Genomic DNA, 21020 nt, shown 5'->3' with positions numbered 1-21020 from the left:
TTGAACCCTTTGCCCCCTGCACCGTGCGCGGCCATCCCTGTTCTGCCTGTGCGAGCCCTGTGAAAGTCTGGAAAATAAACAACAGGGCTGTCAGGCCCAATAAACCGCATTTATTCATAAGTTTTGGTCCACCTTTTAGCTTATTGCACGGCTCGACGTCACCTTCCGATTACGCCTAATCATGCGGGAAATCCCGCGAATGGATTGACTCTTTTGTCCAATCGACGTAGGTTACAGGCCAATAATAAAAATGATAATCATTCTTAATAATCTTATCATTTATAGGTGAAAATTATGGTGGAATCATCCATGTTTGAAAATGCCTTATTAGAGGATTTTTCTGCGTTATGCCGTGGGTTCCTCTTTACCTCGCCGTGGCGAAGCCTCGCGACTCAAGGCTGCTATACCACGATAACCACCTCTGTGGCAGACGCTGCATCATTGCAGGGTGATTTTCAACTTCAGCTGCATCAACATTTTGCGGCGGCAAAACAACAAGGCATTGAGAATCCGATCCTGGTGGGTGCGATTCCGTTTGACGTGAGTCAGCCTGCGGCCCTGTTTATTCCTGAAACGTATCAAACTTTTCATCGTGCCGACCTACAGAATGCGCTGCCTGCGGCTGCCAGTGAGCTGCCGCAGGTGCGTCGTCGCGTGGCGGTGCCGGATCACGATGTCTTTACCCAAATGGTGGCCGATGCGGTGACAGCAACGCAACGTGGTGACCTCGATAAAGTGGTGCTGTCGCGCCTGATGGATATTGTCACCGAACAGCCAGTGGATACCGCGGCGCTGATGCAACGCGTCATTGCGCAGAATCCGAATAGCTATCACTTCCATCTGCCGCTGCCACAAGGCGGTGCACTGGTGGGGGCCAGTCCGGAGCTGATGCTGCGTAAGCAGGGCCGCGATTTTAGCTCGTGCCCGCTGGCGGGCTCAGCACGTCGTGATCACCACGATAGCCAACAGGATCAGGCAGCGGGCAATACGCTGATGGACTCCAGCAAAGATCGTCATGAACACCAGCTGGTCACAGATGCGATGCGCGATACGCTGCAACCGCGCAGTCGCCTGCTGTCCGTGCCGACGGTACCGTCATTGATCACCACCGCGACCTTATGGCACCTCGCGACGCAAATCGATGGTGAGGTACAGGATGATCGTGAGAACGCCTTGTCGCTGGCCTGCCTGCTTCATCCGACCCCCGCATTAAGCGGCTTCCCACACCAGCGTGCTCAGCAGCTGATTCAGCAATTAGAGCCTTTTGATCGTCAGCTGTTTGGCGGCATTGTGGGATGGTGTGACAGTGAAGGAAACGGTGAATGGGTGGTGACAATTCGTTGTGGCACCGTGCACGGTGCACGCGTGCGACTGTTTGCGGGCGCAGGCATCGTTGCCGATTCCCAACCTGAATCAGAATGGCGCGAAACCGGCGTGAAGCTGGATACCATGTTGCGCGCTTTTGGACTGCAATAAAGGAAAGAGCATGAGCATTCCCTATACCCGCTGGCCGGACGATTTAGCTGCACGCTACCGTGAAAAAGGCTATTGGCTTGATGTGCCAATGACCGACATCCTGGCGCGCCACAAAGAGAATGAGGCGATTGCGGTGATTGACGGCGATCGCCACATCAGCTATCGCGAGTTGGATCGGTTAACCGACAATCTCGCAGCAGCCCTGCAGCGCCGTGGCCTGCAGCAGGGCGATACCGCGCTGGTGCAGCTAGGCAACGTGGCGGAGTTTTACGTCACGGTCTTTGCCCTGTTTAAACTGGGCGTAGCATCCGTCTTCGCGCTGTATAGCCATCAGCGCACCGAGCTGACCGCCTATGCCGCGCAGATTGAGCCTAAACTGCTAATTGCCGATCGCAGTCACGCGCTGTTTGGCGATGACACCTTTATTGGTGCGCTTTGTGCCGCTCAACCGTCACTGCAGCAGATTATCCTGCGCAATGACGGTGATAAAGAAAACACCCTCGAAGCTTTGATGGCGGAAGCGGCGGACGATTACCAGCCCACGCCAACTGCTGCCGATGAAGTGGCGTTTTTCCAGCTATCCGGTGGCAGCACCGGTACGCCAAAGCTGATTCCGCGCACGCACAACGACTACTACTACAGTATTCGCGCCAGCGATGAGATCTGCGAAGTCACGGCTGACACGCGTTATCTGATCGCCCTGCCCGCACCGCATAACTTCGCCATGAGCTCACCGGGTTCACTTGGTGTGTTTTATGCCGGGGGCCAGGTGATTCTTGCCGCTGACCCAAGCGCCACGCTCTGCTTCCCGCTGATTGAGAAGCACCAGGTCACCGATACCGGTCTGGTGCCACCCGCAGTGAGCCTGTGGCTGCAGGCGATTCAGGAATGGGGTAGCAACAAGCAGCTGGCTTCGCTGCAGCGCATTCAGGTCGGCGGCGCGAAGCTCGGCGAAACCCTGGCGGCACGTATTCAGAGCGAAATTGGCTGCCAATTACAGCAGGTGTTTGGCATGGCCGAAGGTCTGGTGAACTACACCCGCTTTGGCGATGACGAGAAAATCGTGCTGACCACTCAGGGCCGACCGATTTCTGAAGATGACGAAGTCTGGGTGGCGGATGAACACGGTAATGCGCTGCCGCACGGCACGGTGGGTCGCCTGATGACACGCGGTCCGTACACCTTCCGTGGCTACTACAAAAGCCCGGAACACAATGCCGCCAGCTTTGATGCTAACGGCTTTTACTGCTCCGGCGATCTGATTGAGATCAACCCGCAGGGTTACATCACCGTGCAGGGCCGCGAGAAGGATCAGATCAACCGTGGCGGCGAGAAGATCGCCGCAGAAGAGATCGAGAATTTGCTGCAGCGCCATCCGGATGTGATTCATGCCGCGCTGGTGTCGATGACTGATGAACTGATGGGTGAAAAAAGCTGCGCCTTTATTGTTGCCAGCCAGCCGATCAAAGCGGTGGCGCTGCGCCGTCATCTGCGCGATCTCGGTGTCGCCGAGTTTAAATTGCCCGATCGTATTACCTGCGTAGATGCCCTGCCACTGACCCCGGTTGGCAAGGTGGATAAAAAACGTTTACGCCAACAGCTTGCTGACCAACAAGCGCAAGCCTGAACCTATTCCGGAGATTGTAATGGCTATTCCAAAACTGAATTCTTACGCGCTGCCTGCCGCCACTGAACTGCCGACCAACAAGGTGAAATGGACCGTTGAGCCACAGCGTGCTGCCCTGCTGATCCATGATATGCAGGCTTATTTCCTGAATTTCTGGGGCGAGAACAGTCCGCTGATCGATCAGGTTGTGGAGAACATTGCCCGCCTGCGCGCCTACTGCAAAGCGCAAGGTATTCCGGTGTTCTACACCGCGCAGCCCAACGAGCAGAGCGATGCCGATCGCGCACTGCTCAACGACATGTGGGGACCGGGCCTGAATAAGCATCCGGATCAACAGAAGATCGTGGATGCACTGGCGCCAGACCAGGACGATCAGGTGTTAACCAAATGGCGTTATAGCGCCTTTGTCCGCTCGCCGCTGGAATCGATCCTGCAGGAGATGGGCCGCGATCAGCTGATCATTACCGGCGTTTACGCCCACATCGGCTGCCTGACCACCGCCACTGACGCCTTTATGCGTAACATCCAGCCGTTTATGGTGGCGGATGCGCTGGCCGACTTCAGCCGTGAAGAGCACATGATGGCACTGACCTACACCGCTGGCCGCAGCGGCAAAGTGGTGATGACCGCCGATCTGATGCCGCTGCCGCTGAGCAAAGACGATCTGCGTGCGCTGATTCTGCCGCTGCTGGAAGATGACGATGTGCCAGAAGATGATGAAAACCTGATCGACTACGGCCTGGATTCCGTACGCGTGATGGCGCTGGCGGCGCGCTGGCGCCAGGTGCACAACGACATCGATTTCGTTAGCCTCGCAAAAAAACCGAGCATTGATGGCTGGTGGGCACTGCTGTCACGGACGCCTGCCAAATGAGTGCCTCTTTCGACTTTAACGGAAAAATCGTCTGGGTAACCGGCGCGGGTAAAGGCATTGGTTATCACACAGCGCTGGCATTCCATCAGGCCGGCGCACAGGTGATCGGCTTCGATCTGCGTTTTGAGCAGCCCGACTACCCGTTTGCCACTCAGGTTCTGGATGTAGCGAATGCGGCGGAGGTGAAAGCCGTGTGCCAGCGTCTGCTGGCTGAGCAGCCTCGTCTGGATGTGCTGGTCAACGGCGCCGGGATCCTGCGCGTCGGCAGTACCGAAGCACTCGCATTCGAAGACTGGCAGGCGTGTCTGGCGGTGAACGCCGGTGGCGCCTTCAATATGTTCCAGCAAACGCTGCCGGTATTCCGCCAGCAGCGCGCGGGGGCGATTGTTACCATCGCTTCTAACGCGGCTCACGCGCCACGTCTCGGCATGTCCGCTTATGGCGCTTCCAAAGCCGCACTACGTAGCCTGTGCCTCACCGTCGGTCTGGAAATGGCACCGTTTGGCGTGCGCTGCAACATCGTTTCACCGGGTTCAACCGATACCGATATGCAACGTAGCCTGTGGCATACGCCGGAAGCAGAGCAGGAGATGATCAACGGCTTCCCGGATCAGTACAAGTTGGGGATCCCACTGCGTAAGATCGCGAAACCGCAAGAGATCGTGAACAACGTCCTGTTCCTGGCCTCGGATCTTGCCAGCCACGTGGTGCTGCAGGATATTGTGGTCGACGGTGGCGCAACGCTGGGATCCTGATATGGCAATCTGGAAACGATCGGTTGATCTGGCAACCTTAAATGCCCTGGGTGATAACTCGCTGGTGTCGCACGTCGGCATCGTGTTCACGGTGATTGGCGACGATTACCTTGAGGCAACTATGCCAGTGGATACCCGCACGCAGCAGCCGTTTGGCCTGCTGCACGGCGGTGCGTCAGTGGTGCTGGCGGAATCGATGGGATCGATTGCCGGTTATCTGAGTGTGGAAGAGGGAAAAAGTGTGGTGGGGATTGAAGTGAGTGCCAGCCATCATCGTGCGGTGAGCAGCGGTGAAGTGCGCGGCATCTGCCGTCCTTTGCACCTTGGCGCACGCAACCAGAGCTGGGAAATTGAGATTCGCAATGGACGCGACCAGCTGTGCTGCACATCGCGATTGACGGTGGCGGTGCTGGGGTAATTTTCCGCGACGGCCCTCACCTCCTTATTCCAGGGGGAAGAATCATCGCGCCGGATTGCTGAACACGATGCCTTTTCATCGGGAGGTGAAAATGGCACTCAGCAGCCATAAAAAAAGCGGCCAATTGGCCGCTTTCTCTTTGGCGATTAACGCTGGTAAATGATTTCGACGCCTTCGTCGTCTTCCTCGTCCCAGTCGTCATCCCAATCGTCGTCTTCTTCCGCTTCCTGAGCGGTTTCCATGGCTTCGCGGTGATAATCATCCCACATGAAGGCCACTTTCTCCGGCTCTTTCGCTTCTTCTTCCGCTTCTTTCGGGTTCTCGATGATGAAGGTCATCACGTCCCAGCAGAGATCTTTCACGCCGTCATGGCTGGCCGCAGAAATCAGGTAGTATTTGTCTTCCCAGCCCAAAGCTTCCACAACCGCTTTAGCGCGGCTTTCCGCTTCTTCACGGTCCAGCAGGTCACATTTGTTAAACACCAGCCAGCGTGGCTTCTGGAACAGCTTCTCGCTGTATTTTTCCAGCTCACCCAGGATGATGCGGGCGTTTTCGACCGGATCGGATTCATCGATCGGCGCAAGGTCGATCAGGTGCAACAGTACACGGCAACGCTCAAGGTGCTTCAGGAAGCGAATCCCCAGACCGGCACCATCCGCTGCGCCTTCAATCAGGCCAGGGATATCGGCGACGACGAAGCTCTTTTCGTTGTCCATGCGCACTACACCAAGGCTTGGCACCAAAGTAGTAAACGGATAATCCGCCACTTTTGGTTTAGCCGCAGACACGGAGCGAATAAAGGTCGATTTACCGGCATTCGGCAGACCAAGCATACCGACATCAGCCAGCAGCATCAGCTCCAGCTGCAGGTCACGCTTCTCGCCCGGCGTACCCATGGTCTTCTGACGTGGGGAACGGTTAACCGAGGATTTAAAACGCGTATTACCCAAGCCGTGCCAGCCGCCTTTCGCGACCATCAGCTTCTGCTCGTGGCGCGTCATGTCACCCAGCGTTTCGCCAGTACCCTGGTCAATCACGCGGGTACCGACAGGCACCTTGATAATGATGTCTTTGCCGCGTTTACCGGTGCAATCACGGCTCTGGCCATTTTGACCACGTTCGGCGCGGAAAGATTTCTCGAAGCGATAGTCGATCAGGGTATTCAGGTTTTCATCCGCCAGCAGGTAAACATCACCGCCGTCACCGCCGTCGCCGCCGTCCGGGCCACCGCGTGGAATGTATTTTTCGCGGCGGAAGCTGACGCAACCATTACCGCCATCGCCTGCGACCGCAAGGATCGTCGCTTCATCTACAAACTTCATTTCATTTCTCCGTCACGCTATCGTTCGCGGCGACTAAAGCACAGCAAACGGGTCCGCCAGGGTCTTCTGCGCTGACCGGCGGCGGATAATACAAGACTGGCAAAGCCAGGAGTACATAAATTGTACAGCAAACTGCGCGTTTTGGTCAGAGGGAATCCCGCAACCTGCGGCAGAATGTAAAAAGCCCCGCAAAGCTGCGGGGCCTTCAATTCGTGTGTTCAGACGTTAACCGTCTGCGTCACAACAACCTTACTCAGCAACGATGCTGATGTACTTACGGTTGTTAGGACCTTTAACTTCGAATTGTACTTTACCGTCTGCGGTAGCAAACAGGGTGTGGTCACGACCACAACCTACATTGGTACCTGCGTGGAATTTGGTGCCACGCTGACGAACGATGATGCTACCTGCCAGAACAGATTCACCACCGAAACGCTTAACACCCAGACGTTTTGCATTGGAGTCGCGACCGTTACGAGTCGAGCCACCAGCCTTTTTATGTGCCATTTGTCAGATCTCCTCTTACGCGCCGATCACAGTGATTTTCACATCAGTGAACCACTGACGGTGACCAGCTTGCTTACGGTAGTGTTTACGACGACGAAACTTAACAATCTTAACTTTCTCGCCACGACCGTGAGCAACAACTTCTGCCTTGATCACACCGCCTGATACCAGTGGCGCGCCGATTTGCACGTCTTCGCCATTTGCAATCATCAGAACCTGGTCGAACTCAATGGTTTCGCCGGTTGCGATGTCCAGCTTTTCCAAGCGAACGGTCTGACCTTCGCTTACTCGGTGTTGTTTACCACCACTTTGGAAAACCGCGTACATATAAAACTCCGCTTCTGCGCATGCCTTTCTATTCATCAGGCGGCGCGATAAATATTCACAATAGGGCGCGAATTCTACGCAAATCTCTAGCAGAAGACAAGTGCACTTTGCACTCTCTTGCAGAAAAAAAGCGCAGGACGAATGCAAACGTTTCTCAGCCCGATTTTTCAAGTACAATCAGTAACAGATTACCTGAACTCACGCTGGGTAAAAGCGCTTACCATGCAAAATACGAGTCAAAGCTGAACAGACGAATGAACTTAGAACAGATTAATGAATTAACCGCGCAGGACATGGCGGCCGTCAACCAGACCATCCTCGACCAGCTGAATTCAGATGTCTCACTGATTAATCAGTTGGGTTACTACATCATCAGCGGCGGAGGCAAACGTATCCGGCCCATGATCGCGGTGCTCTCGGCACGTGCGCTGAACTATCAGGGATCGCTACATGTCACCAATGCGGCGCTGATCGAATTTATCCACACGGCGACTCTGCTGCACGATGATGTGGTGGATGAATCCGATATGCGCCGTGGCAAAGCCACTGCCAATGCCGCGTTCGGTAATGCTGCCAGTGTGCTGGTGGGGGATTTCATATATACCCGCGCGTTTCAGATGATGACCAGTATGGGATCCTTAAAGATCCTCGCGCTGATGTCTGAAGCAGTGAACGTGATTGCGGAAGGTGAAGTGCTGCAGCTGATGAACTGCAACGATCCCGATATCACGGAAGAGAGCTACATGCGCGTCATCTACAGTAAGACCGCGCGCCTGTTTGAAGCGGCTTCTCAAGCCTCCGCGATTCTGGCTGAAGCCACGCCGGCGCAGGAAAAAGCGCTGCAGGATTATGGTCGCTATCTGGGTACCGCTTTCCAGTTAATTGACGATTTGCTGGATTACAGTGCGGATGGCGAAACCCTGGGTAAAAATACCGGTGATGACCTGAGCGAAGGCAAGCCGACACTGCCGCTGCTCCATGCCATGCACAACGGTACACCAGAGCAAGCTCAGATGATCCGCAAAGCAATCGAAGAAGGCAACGGTCGCCATCTGCTGGAACCGGTACTGGATGCCATGCAACAAACTGGCTCGCTGGAATGGACGCGCAAACGCGCTGAAGAAGAGGCGGATAAAGCCATTGCTGCTCTGCAGGCCCTGCCAGAAACGCCGTGGCGTAGTGCACTCGAAGCATTGGCCCACATGTCAGTGCAGCGTGACTTCTGATTGCTATTACGGGGCGGCATAGCCCCGTTTTCTTTCCTGCCTTACCCGTATTCTCCCCTGCTTTACTTCCCAGCGCTTCACCTGACTGCCCATTACATTCCTTGCATCGCTTTTGCGAAAGAGAGCTCAGTTTAATGCGAGGCCAAAACAATTACTGGAAGCTTATGGAAATTATTTGCTATAAGGTTTTTGTTTTTTCCTAATATCTCTGTATTGGATACGCCCGTTGCGGCAGAGACAACGCAATAACATGGACAAGGAGCAGGACGTTATGAAAGCAAGGAAACAGGATTGGCATCCCGCAGATGTGATTGCAGCACTGCGTAAAAAAGGCACATCAATGGCTGAATTGTCACGCAATTCGGGGCTGAACTCGTCCACACTCTCCAACGCACTTTCCCGCCCCTGGCCCAAAGGAGAGTGGTTAATCGCTGACGCGATCGGTGTTCATCCCGCCGAGATCTGGCCAACTCGCTATTATGATCCCATTACATCGCGCTTGCTGGATCGCAAAAAACGTATTCGATCCCCCAGAGTTCGGCAGGAGATCTGAGATCCAGGACATAAAAAAACCAGCCACGTTATCGTGACTGGTTATCATCAAACGTTGAGTCAGCGTTATTCGCCGCTGACGCGCTCGATATTGGCACCCATGGCCTTCAGTTTATCTTCGATGTGCTCATAGCCACGGTCGATATGATAAATACGGTCCACAATGGTGGTGCCTTCCGCGATGCAACCGGCCAGTACCAGGCTCGCAGAGGCGCGCAGGTCGGTTGCCATCACTTGTGCACCTGACAGCGTCTCAACACCGTGGCAAATCGCAGTGTTGCTTTCGATTTCCGCGTGACCGCCCATACGAATCAGCTCAGGGATGTGCATGAAACGGTTTTCGAAGATGGTTTCGGTGATCACGCCTGTGCCTTCCGCCACCATGTTCAGCAAGGTGAACTGTGCCTGCATGTCGGTTGGGAAACCTGGGTGTGGTGCAGTACGGACGTTAACCGCCTTAGGGCGCTTACCGTGCATATCGAGGCTGATCCAGTCTTCACCGGTTTCAATCTCGGCACCCGCATCACGCAGTTTTGCGAGTACAGCATCCAGCGTATCGGGCTGGGCTTTATGGCACACCACTTTACCGCGGGAAATCGCAGCAGCGACAAGGAAGGTACCGGTTTCGATACGATCCGGCAGAACGCGATACACACCGCCACCCAGACGTTCTACGCCTTCGATGGTAATTTTATCTGTGCCTGCACCGCTGATTTTTGCGCCCAGCGTGTTGAGGAAGTTTGCCGTATCGACAATTTCCGGCTCACGCGCGGCGTTTTCAATAATGGTCGTGCCAGTGGCAAGCGTTGCCGCACTCATGATGGTCACGGTCGCGCCAACGCTGACTTTGTCCATGACGATGTGCGCGCCTTTCAGGCGGCCATTAACGGAAGCTTTGACGTAACCTTCTTCCAGTTTAATTTCCGCACCCAGTTGCTCAAGGCCAGTGATGTGCAGATCAACCGGACGTGCACCAATAGCACAGCCGCCTGGCAATGAAACCTGACCCTGACCAAAACGCGCCACCAGCGGACCCAGTGCCCAAATCGAGGCACGCATGGTTTTCACCAGATCATACGGTGCGCTGAAGACGTTAACTTCGCGAGCATCAACGTGAACCGAACCGTTACGCTCAACGCGCGCACCCAGCAAATTTAGCAGCTTCATGGTGGTATCGATATCACGCAGCTTCGGCACGTTCTGAATCTCTACCGGCTCTTCTGCCAGCAGCGCAGCAAACAGAATTGGCAGCGCAGCATTCTTCGCCCCGGAAATGGTCACTTCACCACTTAAACGGGTGGGGCCTTGCACACGAAATTTGTCCATTAACGGCTCTCAATTATCTATCAACAAAACAACCTGTGAGGCGCTTAGAAACCGTTGAGTTTACGGTCGCGCGCCCACTCGGTTGGGGTATAAGTTTTGATGGAAACCGCATGAATACGGTTATCCGCAATGTATTCCATCAGCGGCGCATAAACAGCCTGCTGTTTTTTCACACGACTCAGTTCACCGAACATCTCACCCACCGCGATCACCTGAAAATGACTGCCGTCGTTGCTGAGAACATGTACTTCATCTAATGGCAGCGCCTGCATCAGCACGGCCTGAACTTCACTATTTTCCATCGCTCTTTGCTTCACTTAATAATAATAAGGCGGATATCTTAGAGGAAAGCGCCTGACTCTTAAATACGCAAAAGCCCCTGAATAAATCAGGGGCTTTTGGCGATGACAACGTTATCAGGCGATTTTTTCCGCAGAAACAATAATCTGCTGCAGGTTATACAGCGCAATTAATGACTGGAGTTTGTCGTTGATACCGGTGAAAAGTGGCGTGCTACCTTGTGCCCGCGCGATCTCGCGCAGGTGGACTAACAAAGCCAGTCCCGCTGAATCCACGCGCTCCAGCGCCGCGACATCAATGGTCGCGATATCCACCATGGCGGTTTCACGTTCATGCCACAATGACAGCAAGGTATCGCGATCCAACATGCCGCTTAAAGATAGCGTGCTGGCATTGCGCTGCCAGCGTAACGGTTCGCTCATGCTTACTGTTTATCCAGAGTGATAGGCTGTGCTGCGTAGGTTTTCAACTGCGCGGTCAGACCATCAATGCCCTTAGTACGCAGCAAATCACTCCACTCATTTTGTTTGGTCGTGATCATGCTGATGCCTTCAGCCACCATATCATAGGCCTGCCAGTTGCCGGTCTGGCTGTTCTTGCGCCATTGGAAATCAAGGCGCACAGGCGGACGGCCGTTCGGATCCAAAATAGTCACGCGAATCGCCACGATGTTAGCATCGCCAATCGGCTGCGGTTGCTGAATCTGGTAGGTTTGGCCGTGGTACAGCGCCAGCGCCTGGCCATAAGCCTGAGCCAGATAATCGCCAAATGCCGCAAAGTATGCGTCACGCTGTGCCGGAGTAGCCTCACGATAATAGCGGCCCAGCACCAGCGCACCCGCGTACTTGATCTGTACATACGGCAGCAACTCCTGACGCACCACCTCACGCAGATAGTTAGGATCCTGCTTGATTTTAGGTTGCTCGTTTTTCAAGCGGGTGAAGGTCTTCGCCGCCGCTTCATTCATCAGTTTGTAAGGATCGCTCTGATCCGCTGCATTGGCCGCCAGCGGCACAATCGCCAGCATGGCAATCATCAGGAAACGTTTAAACATCGTGTTTTACCTCTCTATTCCGTTGTAGCAGGTGCTGCCGGAGCAGGCGCACTCTCGGTGCCCTGCTTTTGATTATCGTTTTTGTTATCGCCGCTCTTGTAGAGGAACTGGCCGATCAAATCTTCCAGCACCATCGCGGATTTGGTGTCACGCAACGTGCCGCCATCTTTCAGCATTGCCGAACCCAGTTCTGGATCGTCAAAACCTAAATTCAGTGCGAGGAACTGTTCACCCAGCAGACCTTGCGTGCGAATGGCCAGCGAGCTGGTGTCCGGGATTTTGTCAGCATACTGATCGCTGATGTCCATGGTGACACGCGGCGACAGCGTTTTATCATCCAGCGAAATATCCGTTACTCGACCAATCACCACACCACCAATTTTCACCGGCGAGCTGACTTTTAGGCCGCCAATATTATCGAAAGTGGCATACAGCTTCCATGTCGGTTCGGTGCCAAGTGACTTGAGATCGGCCACGCGCAGGCTGAGGAATAACAGTGCCAACAGTGCTGCCAGCATGAAGACGCCAACCCAGATTTCGTTTTTCTTGCTTTGCATTGCATCAATTCCCAAACATCAGTGCTGTCAGCACAAAGTCCAAACCGAGTACCGCCAGTGAAGCATGCACTACGGTACGCGTTGTCGCCCGACTAATCCCTTCCGAGGTCGGGATGGCATCATAGCCATTGAACAGCGCAATCCAGGTTACCGTCACGGCAAAGACTGCGCTTTTAATGATGCAGTTGATGACATCGGTGCGGAAATCCACGGCATTTTGCATCGCTGACCAGAAGAAGCCCGGATCGATGCCTTTCCAGCCCACGCCCACCAACGCCCCACCGGCAATACCGACTGCCGTAAAGATCAAGGCTAGCAGCGGCATGCTGATAAACCCTGCCCAGAAGCGCGGCGAAACCACGCGACGCAGCGGATCAACGGCCATCATTTCCATGCTGGAGAGCTGTTCGGTGGCTTTCATCAAACCAATTTCTGCCGTCAGGGCTGAACCCGCGCGTCCTGCAAACAGCAATGCCGTGACCACGGGACCCAGTTCGCGCAGCAGCGATAAGGCCACCAGCATGCCGAGACTGGTTTCAGCGCTGTAGGTCGTCAGCACCAGATAACCCTGCAGGCCCAGCACCATACCAATGAATAAACCCGAGACCACAATGATCAGCAGCGACAGCACACCCACGCTGTACAGCTGTTTTACCAGCAGTGGCGCGTGGCGGCGGAAAGCGGGTTTACCCACCAGCGCATGAAACAGCATCAGGCCTGCACGGCCAAACGCCGCACAAGTATTAATTCCCTGACGTCCAAGTGACGCCAGCGCCTTTAGCAACATCAGTTTACGTTCTCCCTGCACGAGTCAGATCGCTGAGGTAATCCCCGGCAGCGAAGCGGAATGGCACTGGACCGTCCGCATGACCCTCAATAAACTGGCGCACGCGCGGATCGGGATTTTCCCGCAACTCCGGCGCACTGCCCTGGGCAATAATCTTTTGACCGGCAACAATATAGGCATGGTCAGCAATGCTCAAGACCTCTGGCACATCGTGTGAAACCACAATGCAGGTCACACCTAACGAGTGGTTCAATTCATCGATCAATTTCACCAGCACGCCCATGGTAATCGGATCCTGGCCGACAAAGGGCTCATCGAACATGATCAGGTCCGGCTCCAGCGCAATCGCGCGCGCCAGTGCGGCACGGCGCGCCATGCCACCAGAAAGCTCCGCCGGCATCAGTTTGGCTGCACCGCGCAGGCCGACTGCTTCCAGCTTCATCATCACCGTGCTGTGCAGCAATTCCGGCGGTAATTGTGTGTGCTCACGCAACGGCCAGGCAACGTTATCAAAGACGTTAAGATCGGTAAAAAGTGCACCCGACTGGAACAACATGCTCATTTTTTTTCGCACTTCATACAATTTAGTGCGGGAAAGCGCTGGGATATTCTGGTCACGGAACCAAATTTCCCCTTTATCCGGTTGCAACTGACCACCAATCAGGCGCAGCAGCGTGGTTTTTCCAATCCCGGATGGCCCCATAATAGCGGTCACTTTACCCGCTGGAACGGTAAGCGAAATGTCATCAAAGATGACGCGGTCTCCGCGAGTGAAGCTGACGCCACGAACCTCAACCAGATTCGTTTTTTGCTGGATCATCGTTACCTCTTTATGCGGATCGGGCGTAATCAAAGTCGTGGATGGTAGCCTGGTAGACCACAATGCACGATAGTTTTACAGAAACTTACCCGTCAGGTGTGGCGAAAACGGCCTTAAAATTTACTTTTGCCTCTCAGACAGTCAAAATCAGCGCCTGTTTCCGCGCGCGCAATGTATTTACCTGTCGGACAAGGTTTGCCGACACACCTATCCATCAAGGATTTTTCATGTTCGTAGCCACTGCCCTGCTGTTTATTGGATTGATTTTACTGGCTTACGGTGCTGACCGTCTGGTTTTCAGTGCCGCGATCCTGTGTCGATCCTTCGGCATTCCTCCGCTGATCATCGGTATGACAGTGGTAAGCATTGGCACATCGTTACCCGAACTGATCGTTTCTTTTTCTGCAGCGCAGCATGGGCAAATGGATTTAGCTGTAGGGACGGCGCTGGGCTCAAACATTACCAATATTCTGCTGATCCTCGGCGGTGCCGCACTTTTGCATCCATTGACAGTGCACTCCAATCTGATTCGGCGCGAACTCCCCTTGATGCTGCTGGTCTCACTGCTGAGTGGCATCATGTTGTTTGATAATCACCTTAGTCGACTTGATGGCATCGCGCTGCTGCTGATTGCTTTAGGTTATCTGCTGATCGCCATTCGCATCGCCCGCCGCGCAGAGCGGGATAACAACGACACGTTAACGCGCGAACAATTGGCTGAACTGCCGCGCGATGAAGCTGGCAATACCGTAGCCTTTCTGTGGCTGGCGGTGGCGCTGATTATTCTGCCGATGTCAACGCGGATGGTGATCGATAATGCCACCGTGTTTGCCGACTATTTTGGTGTCAGCGAGCTGGTCATGGGCCTGACGTTGATTGCCGTCGGCACCAGCCTGCCTGAACTGGCTACCGTATTGGCGGGTGCATTGAAAGGTGAAGACGATATCGCTATCGGTAACCTGATTGGCGCTAATATCTTTAATCTGGCCATTGTGCTGGGCCTGCCTGCGCTGGTGCACCCCGGCAGCGTTGATGCACACGCTTTCGCACGAGATTACTGGGTGATGCTAGGTGTCAGCGTGCTGTTCGCCCTACTTTGCCTGTTACGCAAACGCCGGATTGGCCGCGTAGCGGGCTCTCTTTTGTTATCGGGATTTATTGCGTGGGTTCTGTGGCTGTGGCTCAGCCCTGCGCTCATCACAAGTTATTAAGGACGGACTGACCATGTCACATCAGCAACCGGTTTTTGATTACCAACAGGCAGGTAAAGCGGTACTGCGCATCGAACGCGAAGGGCTGGAGCAGCTCGATCAGTATATTAATGCCGACTTTAGCCGCGCCTGCGAAATGATCATTGCCTGCCGTGGAAAAGTGGTGGTGATGGGCATGGGCAAATCCGGTCATATTGGTGCAAAAATGGCAGCGACTTTTGCCAGTACCGGCACGTCCTCGTTCTTTGTTCATCCTGGCGAAGCGAGCCATGGTGACCTCGGCATGGTGACAGCAAACGACGTGGTGATCGCTATCTCTAATAGTGGCGAATCGAACGAAATTCTGGCGCTCATCCCGGTCCTCAAGCGACAGAAAGTGCCGTTGATTTGCCTCACCAGCCGTCCGGAGAGTGCCATGGGGCGTGCCGCTGACGTGCATTTATGCGTGAAGGTTCCACAGGAAGCGTGCCCGCTCGGTCTGGCACCGACCTCCAGTACTACCGCCACGCTGGTGATGGGCGATGCGCTGGCGGTTGCCCTGCTGGAAGCACGCGGCTTTACTCAGGAAGACTTCGCGCTCTCGCATCCCGGTGGCGCACTGGGCCGCAAACTGCTGCTACACGTGAGCGATATTATGCACAGTGGTGACGAGATCCCACACGTCAGCCGCGATGCGTCGCTGCGGGATGCGTTGCTGGAAATTACGCGCAAAAACCTCGGCCTGACGGTGATTGTTGACGACCTGATGAAAATCGAAGGCATTTTCACTGATGGCGACTTACGCCGCATCTTTGATATGGGTATCGATTTCCAGTCAGCCAGCATTCAGGATGTGATGACGCGCGGCGGGATTCGCGTGCGCCCAAATATGCTGGCTGTCGACGCACTGAATCTGATGCAAAACAAAAACATCACTGCGGTGTTGGTCGCCGATGACGATCGTCTGCTCGGTGTGGTACATATGCATGACATGCTGCGCGCTGGCGTAGTTTGAACAGGAACAAATAATGAGTGTTGAAACCACGATGATCGATACCTGCTATGGCCCGGTGAGTGCCGATGTAATGGCTCGGGCGGCGCGGATTCGCCTGCTGATTTGCGATGTCGACGGTGTGATGTCTGACGGCGTGATTTACATGGGCAACAACGGCGAAGAATTGAAAGCCTTTAACGTCCGTGATGGCTATGGTATTCGCTGCCTGCTGACCTCTGATATCGAAGTGGCTATTATTACTGGCCGCAAAGCGAAGCTGCTGGAAGATCGTTGCCAGACGCTCGGCATTACGCATCTTTATCAGGGACAATCAGATAAGCTTTTGGCGTGGCGTGAACTCCTGGATAAACTGTCATTATCTGCTGAGCAAGTGGCTTATATCGGCGATGATTTGATCGACTGGCCTGTGATGGCGGAGGCCGGTTTGAGTGTGGCTGTCGCCGATGCCCACCCCGTGTTATTACCTCGTGCACACTACGTCACCCGTATTGCCGGTGGCCGTGGTGCGGTACGTGAACTCTGCGATCTGATTTTGATGGCGCAGAACAAATTTGAGGATGCCAAAGGGCAATCAGTATGAGTAAGAGCAGGCGTTGGATAACGCTGATTTTGGCCTTGATTGCCCTGGTGCTGATCGGCTGGAATCTCACCAACCAGGACGATAGCGAAGCGCCGGTGGCGACCAATAGCCAGGAGCCAACCTATACCAGCGAGAAGTCCCATTCTGTGGTGTACAACCCCACGGGCGCGCTGGCGTACAAACTGATCTCGGATAAAGTGACTTACTTTGCGGCAGATGAGGTGAGCTGGTTCGATAATCCGGTTGCAACCACGTATGATGAAAATAAAGTGCCCACCTGGACAATACGTGCCGATAAGGCAAAGCTGACCAAAGATCGTATGCTGTATCTATATGGTCACGTCGAAGTGAATACCCTGACCCAGGATTCTCAACTTGAGCGCATTATTACCGATACGGCTCAGGTTAATCTGGTCACCCAGGATGTGACATCTGACGATCAAGTCACCCTATTTGGCCGCAGTTTTAATTCCACTGGCATGAAGATGCGCGGCAATTTACGAACCAAGAATGCCCAGCTGCTTGAAAAGGTCAAAACTTCCTATGAAATCCAAAATGAACAAAAACAGCCTTAAGTTGTTGTTGGTGAGCGCCTTACTGGCGACCAGCCTGCCCGCGCTGGCCCTGACGGGAGACTCTGACAAACCCGTTAATATTGATTCGGTGAATCAGGCGCTGGATCTGCAAGGCAACGTGGCGACCTTTACCGGCAATGTCATTGTGACCCAGGGTTCAATCAAAATCACCGCTGACAAAGTGGTGGTCACACGTCCAGGTGGCGACAGTAAAAAAACTATCGTGGATGCCTACGGCGCTCCCGCCACTTTCTACCAGATGCAGGATAACGGCAAACCCGTGCAGGGCCACGCCTCAAAACTGCATTATGAGCTGGCGAACGATTTCGTTGAACTGACGGGCAATGCCTTCATTCAGCAGCTGGACAGCAACATCAAAGGCGATCGCATCACTTACCTGGTGAAAGAGCAGAAAATGCAGGCATTTAGCCAGGGCGAAAGCAAACGCGTCACCACCGTACTGGTGCCGTCGCAGCTGCAGGACAAAAACGGCTCGTCCACGAGCCCTAAAAAGAGTAACTGATCGCTATGGCCACATTAGTCGCTGAAAACCTGGCGAAAGCCTATAAAGGCCGCCGCGTGGTGGAAGATGTCAGCCTGCAGGTAAAATCTGGCGAGATTGTCGGCCTGCTGGGTCCAAACGGTGCCGGCAAGACCACCACATTCTATATGGTTGTCGGGATTGTGCCGCGTGATGCAGGCCGCATCGTGATCGATGACGAAGATATCAGTATTTTGCCGCTGCATGCGCGAGCGCGCCGTGGTATTGGCTATCTGCCGCAGGAAGCGTCAATCTTCCGCCGTCTAAGCGTGTTCGACAATCTGATGGCAGTGTTGCAAATCCGCGATGATTTAACGGAAGAGCAGCGTCAGGATCGTGCCAATGAGTTGATGGAAGAGTTCCACATTGAGCATCTGCGTGACAGCATGGGGCAGGCGCTTTCCGGTGGTGAACGCCGCCGTGTTGAAATCGCTCGCGCTCTGGCAGCCAACCCCAAATTTATCCTGCTGGATGAACCTTTTGCCGGTGTTGACCCGATCTCAGTCATCGATATCAAAAAAATCATCGAACACCTACGCGACAGCGGTCTTGGCGTGTTGATCACCGATCACAACGTGCGTGAAACGCTTGCGGTGTGCGAACGTGCTTACATCGTGAGCCAGGGACATCTGATCGCGCATGGCACGCCGGATGAAATTCTTGCAGATGAGCAGGTTAAACGGGTTTATTTGGGCGAAGAGTTCAGACTCTGATAAGGTGTCGTTATTCACGACATTTGCTTAGGAAATTCAAGCAGAATTATGAAGCAAGGTTTGCAACTCAGGCTCAGCCAACAGCTGGCGATGACCCCACAGTTGCAGCAGGCCATTCGTCTGCTGCAACTCTCTACGCTTGAACTCCAGCAGGAACTGCAACTGGCGCTGGAAAGCAATCCGCTGCTTGAGCAAACCGATCTGCATGAAGAAGTCGATTCACGTGAGCATCAGGAGAGCGACTCGTTAGACACACGTGAAGCCCTCGAACAGAAAGAGATGCCCGAGGAGCTTCCACTCGACGCCACCTGGGATGAAATCTACACCGCGGGAACGCCTTCTGGCACGGGTACCGATTACCAGGATGATGAGCTGCCGGTTTATCAAGGCGAAACCACCCAGTCACTGCAGGACTACCTGATGTGGCAAGTGGAGCTCACGCCGTTTACGGATACCGACCGCGCGATTGCCACTTCAATTGTCGACGCCATTGATGACACGGGCTATCTCACCGTTTCCGTCCAGGACATCTGCGACAGCATTGGTGATGAAGAGCTGACGCTGGAAGAGGTTGAAGCGGTGCTGAAGCGTGTTCAGCGCTTTGATCCTGTCGGTGTCGGTGCACGTGATCTACGTGACTGCTTGCTGGTGCAACTTTCACAATACGCTGCCGATGCGCCAATGCTGGCAGAAGCGCGGTTGATCGTCAGTGAACATCTGGATCTGCTGGCCAACCACGATTTTCGCAGCCTGATGCGTGTAACACGCCTCAAGGAAGAAGTGCTGAAAGACGCGATGCTGCTGATTCAGTCACTCGATCCCCGTCCCGGCCAATCGATCAACACCAGCGAACCCGAGTATGTGATTCCTGATGTACTGGTGCGTAAAACCAGTAAGCGCTGGACTGTTGAACTGAATTCAGACAGCTTGCCGCGCCTGAAGATCAATCAACATTACGCCGCGATGGGCGGTTCCGCACGTAACGACAGCGACAGCCAATTCATTCGCAGTAATTTGCAGGAAGCCAAATGGCTGATTAAAAGCCTCGAAAGCCGCAACGACACACTGCTCAAAGTGACGCGTTGTATTGTCGAGCAGCAGCAGGCGTTCTTTGAACAGGGCGAGGAATACATGCGGCCGATGGTGCTGGCAGATATCGCCCAGGCCGTGGACATGCATGAATCCACCATTTCCCGTGTGACCACGCAAAAGTACCTGCACAGCCCGCGTGGCATCTTTGAATTAAAATATTTTTTCTCCAGCCATGTGAATACCGAAGGCGGTGGCGAAGCCTCTTCCACGGCGATCCGTGCCCTGGTGAAGAAATTGATCTCCGCGGAAAACCCCGCAAAACCCTTGAGCGACAGCAAACTCACCTCCATGTTATCCGATCAGGGCATCATGGTGGCGCGACGTACGGTTGCTAAATATCGCGAGTCTTTATCTATACCGCCATCAAACCAGCGCAAGCAGTTGGTTTGACCGAACGAAGAAGGAAGACCTATGCAGCTAAACCTGACCGGACTGAATGTTGAAATTACTGAACCGCTGCGCGAATTTGTAAATAGCAAATTTGCCAAACTGGAACACTACTTTGATCGTATCAATCAGGTTTATATTGTTCTGAAAGTGGAGAAGGTGACGCAGATTGCGGAAGCAACACTGCACGTCAACGGCGGAGAGCTGCACGCCACAGGGGAAGCGGAAGACATGTACGCGGCCATCGACGGGTTAATCGACAAGCTTTCCCGTCAGCTGACCAAACACAAAGACAAACTGAAAAAACACTAACCTTCATGCTTGCAGAGTGCTGACTGGTTCGGCACTCTGAGCGCAAATGGGGCGGGTTAACCGCCCCGTTTTGTCATCTGTGCAAGCGCCAACGGGAGACTCGCCATTGTGCTATGAATGGCGTTAACCTTGCGGCTATGTGAACTCGCAAGTGAAACGATGATGAACAACGATCTGACACTGGAATTGAGCTCGGTCCTCTCACTGGACTGTACCCGTAGCGGCGTACACTGCCAGAGTAAAAAACGCGCGCTGGAAATTATCAGCGAGCTGGCAGCGAAGCAGCTCAATCTGCCGCACCAGACACTTTTTGAAGCCATCCTGACCCGTGAACGCATGGGCAGTACTGGCATTGGCAACGGCATCGCTATTCCTCATGGCAAGCTGGAGGAGGATACGCTACGCGCCGTTGGCGTGTTTATCAGCCTCGACCAGCCGATTGCCTTTGATGCCGTGGACAACCAACCGGTTGACCTGCTGTTTGCTCTGCTGGTGCCTGCAGACCAGTGCAAAACCCATTTGCATACACTGTCGCTGGTCGCGAAACGTCTGGCGGACAAAACCGTCTGCCGCCGTTTGCGCGCGGCACAGAGTGATGAAGAGCTCTATGCCATTATCACAGAAGCTCAGGAAGAACACTCTTAAGCGACAGACACATTGACCGGCGTGTTCGCCGGTTTAAAACGG

General features: G+C 54.1%; 26 protein-coding genes. 16 read left to right on the top strand and 10 right to left on the bottom strand.

Annotated features, from left to right (window positions below):
* Positions 1 to 294: 294 nt before the first annotated feature.
* Genes H7A81_RS11590 through H7A81_RS11570 form a run of 5 tightly spaced genes read left to right on the top strand, consistent with a single transcriptional unit; the run spans position 295 to position 5150 of the window.
* Positions 295 to 1476 (top strand): isochorismate synthase, encoded by a 1182-nt coding sequence (locus H7A81_RS11590; protein ID WP_045833015.1) that lies wholly within the window; start codon positions 295 to 297, stop codon positions 1474 to 1476.
* A 10-nt stretch (positions 1477 to 1486) separates the two neighbouring features.
* Entirely contained in the window at positions 1487 to 3103 is a 1617-nt protein-coding gene (locus tag H7A81_RS11585; protein ID WP_182057553.1) for a (2,3-dihydroxybenzoyl)adenylate synthase, read from the top strand.
* Positions 3104 to 3122: 19 nt separating this feature from the next.
* Complete coding sequence (locus tag H7A81_RS11580) at positions 3123 to 3977, top strand: isochorismatase family protein (RefSeq protein WP_182057552.1); 855 nt, start codon at positions 3123 to 3125, stop codon at positions 3975 to 3977.
* Positions 3974 to 4732, top strand: a complete 759-nt coding sequence (dhbA, locus tag H7A81_RS11575; protein WP_182057551.1) for a 2,3-dihydro-2,3-dihydroxybenzoate dehydrogenase — start codon at positions 3974 to 3976, stop codon at positions 4730 to 4732. The genes H7A81_RS11580 and dhbA overlap by 4 nt, the downstream gene beginning before the upstream one ends.
* 1 nt (position 4733) lies before the next feature.
* Positions 4734 to 5150: a hotdog fold thioesterase gene (locus tag H7A81_RS11570; protein WP_166936411.1), complete on the top strand. Its 417-nt coding sequence runs from the start codon at positions 4734 to 4736 to the stop codon at positions 5148 to 5150.
* Between the two features lie 146 nt (positions 5151 to 5296).
* On the opposite strand, the gene cgtA is transcribed toward H7A81_RS11570, so the two are convergent.
* The 3 genes from cgtA to rplU all read right to left on the bottom strand — a co-directional run bounded on the left by cgtA (position 5297) and on the right by rplU (position 7306).
* Positions 5297 to 6472: an Obg family GTPase CgtA gene (gene cgtA, locus H7A81_RS11565; protein WP_182057550.1), complete on the bottom strand. Its 1176-nt coding sequence runs from the start codon at positions 6470 to 6472 to the stop codon at positions 5297 to 5299.
* A gap of 249 nt (positions 6473 to 6721) precedes the next feature.
* Complete coding sequence (rpmA, locus tag H7A81_RS11560) at positions 6722 to 6979, bottom strand: 50S ribosomal protein L27 (RefSeq protein ID WP_003851093.1); 258 nt, start codon at positions 6977 to 6979, stop codon at positions 6722 to 6724.
* A gap of 15 nt (positions 6980 to 6994) precedes the next feature.
* The gene (rplU, locus tag H7A81_RS11555) at positions 6995 to 7306 is read right to left on the bottom strand and encodes a 50S ribosomal protein L21 (protein ID WP_034826596.1); all 312 of its coding nucleotides are present in this window, start codon (positions 7304 to 7306) and stop codon (positions 6995 to 6997) included.
* Between the two features lie 254 nt (positions 7307 to 7560).
* On the opposite strand from rplU, the gene ispB reads away from it, so the two are divergent.
* Positions 7561 to 8532 carry an octaprenyl diphosphate synthase gene (ispB, locus tag H7A81_RS11550; RefSeq protein WP_038649473.1) on the top strand — a complete coding sequence of 324 codons (972 nt, stop codon included), beginning with the start codon at positions 7561 to 7563 and terminating at the stop codon, positions 8530 to 8532.
* Between the two features lie 271 nt (positions 8533 to 8803).
* Positions 8804 to 9085: a helix-turn-helix transcriptional regulator gene (locus H7A81_RS11545; protein ID WP_058962127.1), complete on the top strand. Its 282-nt coding sequence runs from the start codon at positions 8804 to 8806 to the stop codon at positions 9083 to 9085.
* A 65-nt stretch (positions 9086 to 9150) separates the two neighbouring features.
* Here H7A81_RS11545 and murA read toward each other — a convergent pair whose 3' ends face one another.
* The 7 genes from murA to mlaF all read right to left on the bottom strand — a co-directional run bounded on the left by murA (position 9151) and on the right by mlaF (position 13928).
* Complete coding sequence (murA, locus tag H7A81_RS11540; RefSeq protein WP_058962128.1) at positions 9151 to 10410, bottom strand: UDP-N-acetylglucosamine 1-carboxyvinyltransferase; 1260 nt, start codon at positions 10408 to 10410, stop codon at positions 9151 to 9153.
* Between the two features lie 44 nt (positions 10411 to 10454).
* Positions 10455 to 10712, bottom strand: a complete 258-nt coding sequence (gene ibaG / locus H7A81_RS11535) for a BolA family iron metabolism protein IbaG (protein ID WP_034826599.1) — start codon at positions 10710 to 10712, stop codon at positions 10455 to 10457.
* Positions 10713 to 10826: 114 nt separating this feature from the next.
* On the bottom strand, positions 10827 to 11132 hold the full coding sequence (mlaB, locus tag H7A81_RS11530; protein ID WP_034826600.1) for a lipid asymmetry maintenance protein MlaB: 306 nt from the start codon (positions 11130 to 11132) through the stop codon (positions 10827 to 10829).
* 2 nt (positions 11133 to 11134) lie between these two features.
* Complete coding sequence (gene mlaC / locus H7A81_RS11525) at positions 11135 to 11764, bottom strand: phospholipid-binding protein MlaC (RefSeq protein ID WP_034826602.1); 630 nt, start codon at positions 11762 to 11764, stop codon at positions 11135 to 11137.
* Between the two features lie 14 nt (positions 11765 to 11778).
* Positions 11779 to 12321, bottom strand: a complete 543-nt coding sequence (mlaD, locus tag H7A81_RS11520; protein ID WP_034826604.1) for an outer membrane lipid asymmetry maintenance protein MlaD — start codon at positions 12319 to 12321, stop codon at positions 11779 to 11781.
* Between the two features lie 4 nt (positions 12322 to 12325).
* The gene (gene mlaE / locus H7A81_RS11515) at positions 12326 to 13108 is read right to left on the bottom strand and encodes a lipid asymmetry maintenance ABC transporter permease subunit MlaE (protein ID WP_034826606.1); all 783 of its coding nucleotides are present in this window, start codon (positions 13106 to 13108) and stop codon (positions 12326 to 12328) included.
* A 4-nt stretch (positions 13109 to 13112) separates the two neighbouring features.
* Positions 13113 to 13928, bottom strand: a complete 816-nt coding sequence (gene mlaF / locus H7A81_RS11510; protein WP_034826608.1) for a phospholipid ABC transporter ATP-binding protein MlaF — start codon at positions 13926 to 13928, stop codon at positions 13113 to 13115.
* Between the two features lie 227 nt (positions 13929 to 14155).
* On the opposite strand from mlaF, the gene H7A81_RS11505 reads away from it, so the two are divergent.
* The 9 genes from H7A81_RS11505 (at position 14156) to ptsN (ending at position 20978) form a co-directional block, all read left to right on the top strand.
* Complete coding sequence (locus H7A81_RS11505; RefSeq protein ID WP_034826610.1) at positions 14156 to 15139, top strand: calcium/sodium antiporter; 984 nt, start codon at positions 14156 to 14158, stop codon at positions 15137 to 15139.
* Positions 15140 to 15152: 13 nt separating this feature from the next.
* The gene (gene kdsD / locus H7A81_RS11500; RefSeq protein WP_034826612.1) at positions 15153 to 16133 is read left to right on the top strand and encodes an arabinose-5-phosphate isomerase KdsD; all 981 of its coding nucleotides are present in this window, start codon (positions 15153 to 15155) and stop codon (positions 16131 to 16133) included.
* A 13-nt stretch (positions 16134 to 16146) separates the two neighbouring features.
* Positions 16147 to 16713 (top strand): 3-deoxy-manno-octulosonate-8-phosphatase KdsC, encoded by a 567-nt coding sequence (gene kdsC, locus H7A81_RS11495; RefSeq protein WP_034826614.1) that lies wholly within the window; start codon positions 16147 to 16149, stop codon positions 16711 to 16713.
* Complete coding sequence (gene lptC / locus H7A81_RS11490) at positions 16710 to 17288, top strand: LPS export ABC transporter periplasmic protein LptC (RefSeq protein ID WP_034826617.1); 579 nt, start codon at positions 16710 to 16712, stop codon at positions 17286 to 17288. Before kdsC ends, lptC begins: the two co-directional genes overlap by 4 nt.
* Complete coding sequence (gene lptA / locus H7A81_RS11485; protein ID WP_034826619.1) at positions 17257 to 17811, top strand: lipopolysaccharide ABC transporter substrate-binding protein LptA; 555 nt, start codon at positions 17257 to 17259, stop codon at positions 17809 to 17811. The genes lptC and lptA overlap by 32 nt, the downstream gene beginning before the upstream one ends.
* A gap of 5 nt (positions 17812 to 17816) precedes the next feature.
* Positions 17817 to 18542: an LPS export ABC transporter ATP-binding protein gene (gene lptB / locus H7A81_RS11480; RefSeq protein ID WP_034826621.1), complete on the top strand. Its 726-nt coding sequence runs from the start codon at positions 17817 to 17819 to the stop codon at positions 18540 to 18542.
* Between the two features lie 48 nt (positions 18543 to 18590).
* Positions 18591 to 20024: an RNA polymerase factor sigma-54 gene (gene rpoN / locus H7A81_RS11475; protein WP_034826625.1), complete on the top strand. Its 1434-nt coding sequence runs from the start codon at positions 18591 to 18593 to the stop codon at positions 20022 to 20024.
* Positions 20025 to 20045: 21 nt separating this feature from the next.
* Positions 20046 to 20333 carry a ribosome hibernation promoting factor gene (gene hpf / locus H7A81_RS11470; RefSeq protein WP_034826627.1) on the top strand — a complete coding sequence of 96 codons (288 nt, stop codon included), beginning with the start codon at positions 20046 to 20048 and terminating at the stop codon, positions 20331 to 20333.
* Between the two features lie 162 nt (positions 20334 to 20495).
* Positions 20496 to 20978 carry a PTS IIA-like nitrogen regulatory protein PtsN gene (gene ptsN, locus H7A81_RS11465; RefSeq protein ID WP_176505766.1) on the top strand — a complete coding sequence of 161 codons (483 nt, stop codon included), beginning with the start codon at positions 20496 to 20498 and terminating at the stop codon, positions 20976 to 20978.
* Positions 20979 to 21020: the final 42 nt, after the last annotated feature.

The sequence above is a fragment of the Pantoea sp. ME81 genome, assembly GCF_903970985.1.
In the GTDB taxonomy this organism is placed as follows: domain Bacteria; phylum Pseudomonadota; class Gammaproteobacteria; order Enterobacterales; family Enterobacteriaceae; genus Pantoea; species Pantoea communis.
This window is presented reverse-complemented; position numbering and strand designations above follow the sequence as displayed.

Excerpts from the sequence above, each read along its gene's own strand:
- H7A81_RS11590 (WP_045833015.1), top strand. The coding sequence starts at position 295 with ATGGTGGAATCATCCATGTTTGAAAATGCCTTATTAGAGGATTTTTCT.
- H7A81_RS11585 (WP_182057553.1), top strand. The coding sequence starts at position 1,487 with ATGAGCATTCCCTATACCCGCTGGCCGGACGATTTAGCTGCACGCTAC.
- H7A81_RS11580 (WP_182057552.1), top strand. The coding sequence starts at position 3,123 with ATGGCTATTCCAAAACTGAATTCTTACGCGCTGCCTGCCGCCACTGAA.
- dhbA (WP_182057551.1), top strand. The coding sequence starts at position 3,974 with ATGAGTGCCTCTTTCGACTTTAACGGAAAAATCGTCTGGGTAACCGGC.
- H7A81_RS11570 (WP_166936411.1), top strand. The coding sequence starts at position 4,734 with ATGGCAATCTGGAAACGATCGGTTGATCTGGCAACCTTAAATGCCCTG.
- cgtA (WP_182057550.1), bottom strand. The coding sequence starts at position 6,472 with ATGAAGTTTGTAGATGAAGCGACGATCCTTGCGGTCGCAGGCGATGGC.
- rpmA (WP_003851093.1), bottom strand. The coding sequence starts at position 6,979 with ATGGCACATAAAAAGGCTGGTGGCTCGACTCGTAACGGTCGCGACTCC.
- rplU (WP_034826596.1), bottom strand. The coding sequence starts at position 7,306 with ATGTACGCGGTTTTCCAAAGTGGTGGTAAACAACACCGAGTAAGCGAA.
- ispB (WP_038649473.1), top strand. The coding sequence starts at position 7,561 with ATGAACTTAGAACAGATTAATGAATTAACCGCGCAGGACATGGCGGCC.
- H7A81_RS11545 (WP_058962127.1), top strand. The coding sequence starts at position 8,804 with ATGAAAGCAAGGAAACAGGATTGGCATCCCGCAGATGTGATTGCAGCA.
- murA (WP_058962128.1), bottom strand. The coding sequence starts at position 10,410 with ATGGACAAATTTCGTGTGCAAGGCCCCACCCGTTTAAGTGGTGAAGTG.
- ibaG (WP_034826599.1), bottom strand. The coding sequence starts at position 10,712 with ATGGAAAATAGTGAAGTTCAGGCCGTGCTGATGCAGGCGCTGCCATTA.
- mlaB (WP_034826600.1), bottom strand. The coding sequence starts at position 11,132 with ATGAGCGAACCGTTACGCTGGCAGCGCAATGCCAGCACGCTATCTTTA.
- mlaC (WP_034826602.1), bottom strand. The coding sequence starts at position 11,764 with ATGTTTAAACGTTTCCTGATGATTGCCATGCTGGCGATTGTGCCGCTG.
- mlaD (WP_034826604.1), bottom strand. The coding sequence starts at position 12,321 with ATGCAAAGCAAGAAAAACGAAATCTGGGTTGGCGTCTTCATGCTGGCA.
- mlaE (WP_034826606.1), bottom strand. The coding sequence starts at position 13,108 with ATGTTGCTAAAGGCGCTGGCGTCACTTGGACGTCAGGGAATTAATACT.
- mlaF (WP_034826608.1), bottom strand. The coding sequence starts at position 13,928 with ATGATCCAGCAAAAAACGAATCTGGTTGAGGTTCGTGGCGTCAGCTTC.
- H7A81_RS11505 (WP_034826610.1), top strand. The coding sequence starts at position 14,156 with ATGTTCGTAGCCACTGCCCTGCTGTTTATTGGATTGATTTTACTGGCT.
- kdsD (WP_034826612.1), top strand. The coding sequence starts at position 15,153 with ATGTCACATCAGCAACCGGTTTTTGATTACCAACAGGCAGGTAAAGCG.
- kdsC (WP_034826614.1), top strand. The coding sequence starts at position 16,147 with ATGAGTGTTGAAACCACGATGATCGATACCTGCTATGGCCCGGTGAGT.
- lptC (WP_034826617.1), top strand. The coding sequence starts at position 16,710 with ATGAGTAAGAGCAGGCGTTGGATAACGCTGATTTTGGCCTTGATTGCC.
- lptA (WP_034826619.1), top strand. The coding sequence starts at position 17,257 with ATGAAATCCAAAATGAACAAAAACAGCCTTAAGTTGTTGTTGGTGAGC.
- lptB (WP_034826621.1), top strand. The coding sequence starts at position 17,817 with ATGGCCACATTAGTCGCTGAAAACCTGGCGAAAGCCTATAAAGGCCGC.
- rpoN (WP_034826625.1), top strand. The coding sequence starts at position 18,591 with ATGAAGCAAGGTTTGCAACTCAGGCTCAGCCAACAGCTGGCGATGACC.
- hpf (WP_034826627.1), top strand. The coding sequence starts at position 20,046 with ATGCAGCTAAACCTGACCGGACTGAATGTTGAAATTACTGAACCGCTG.
- ptsN (WP_176505766.1), top strand. The coding sequence starts at position 20,496 with ATGAACAACGATCTGACACTGGAATTGAGCTCGGTCCTCTCACTGGAC.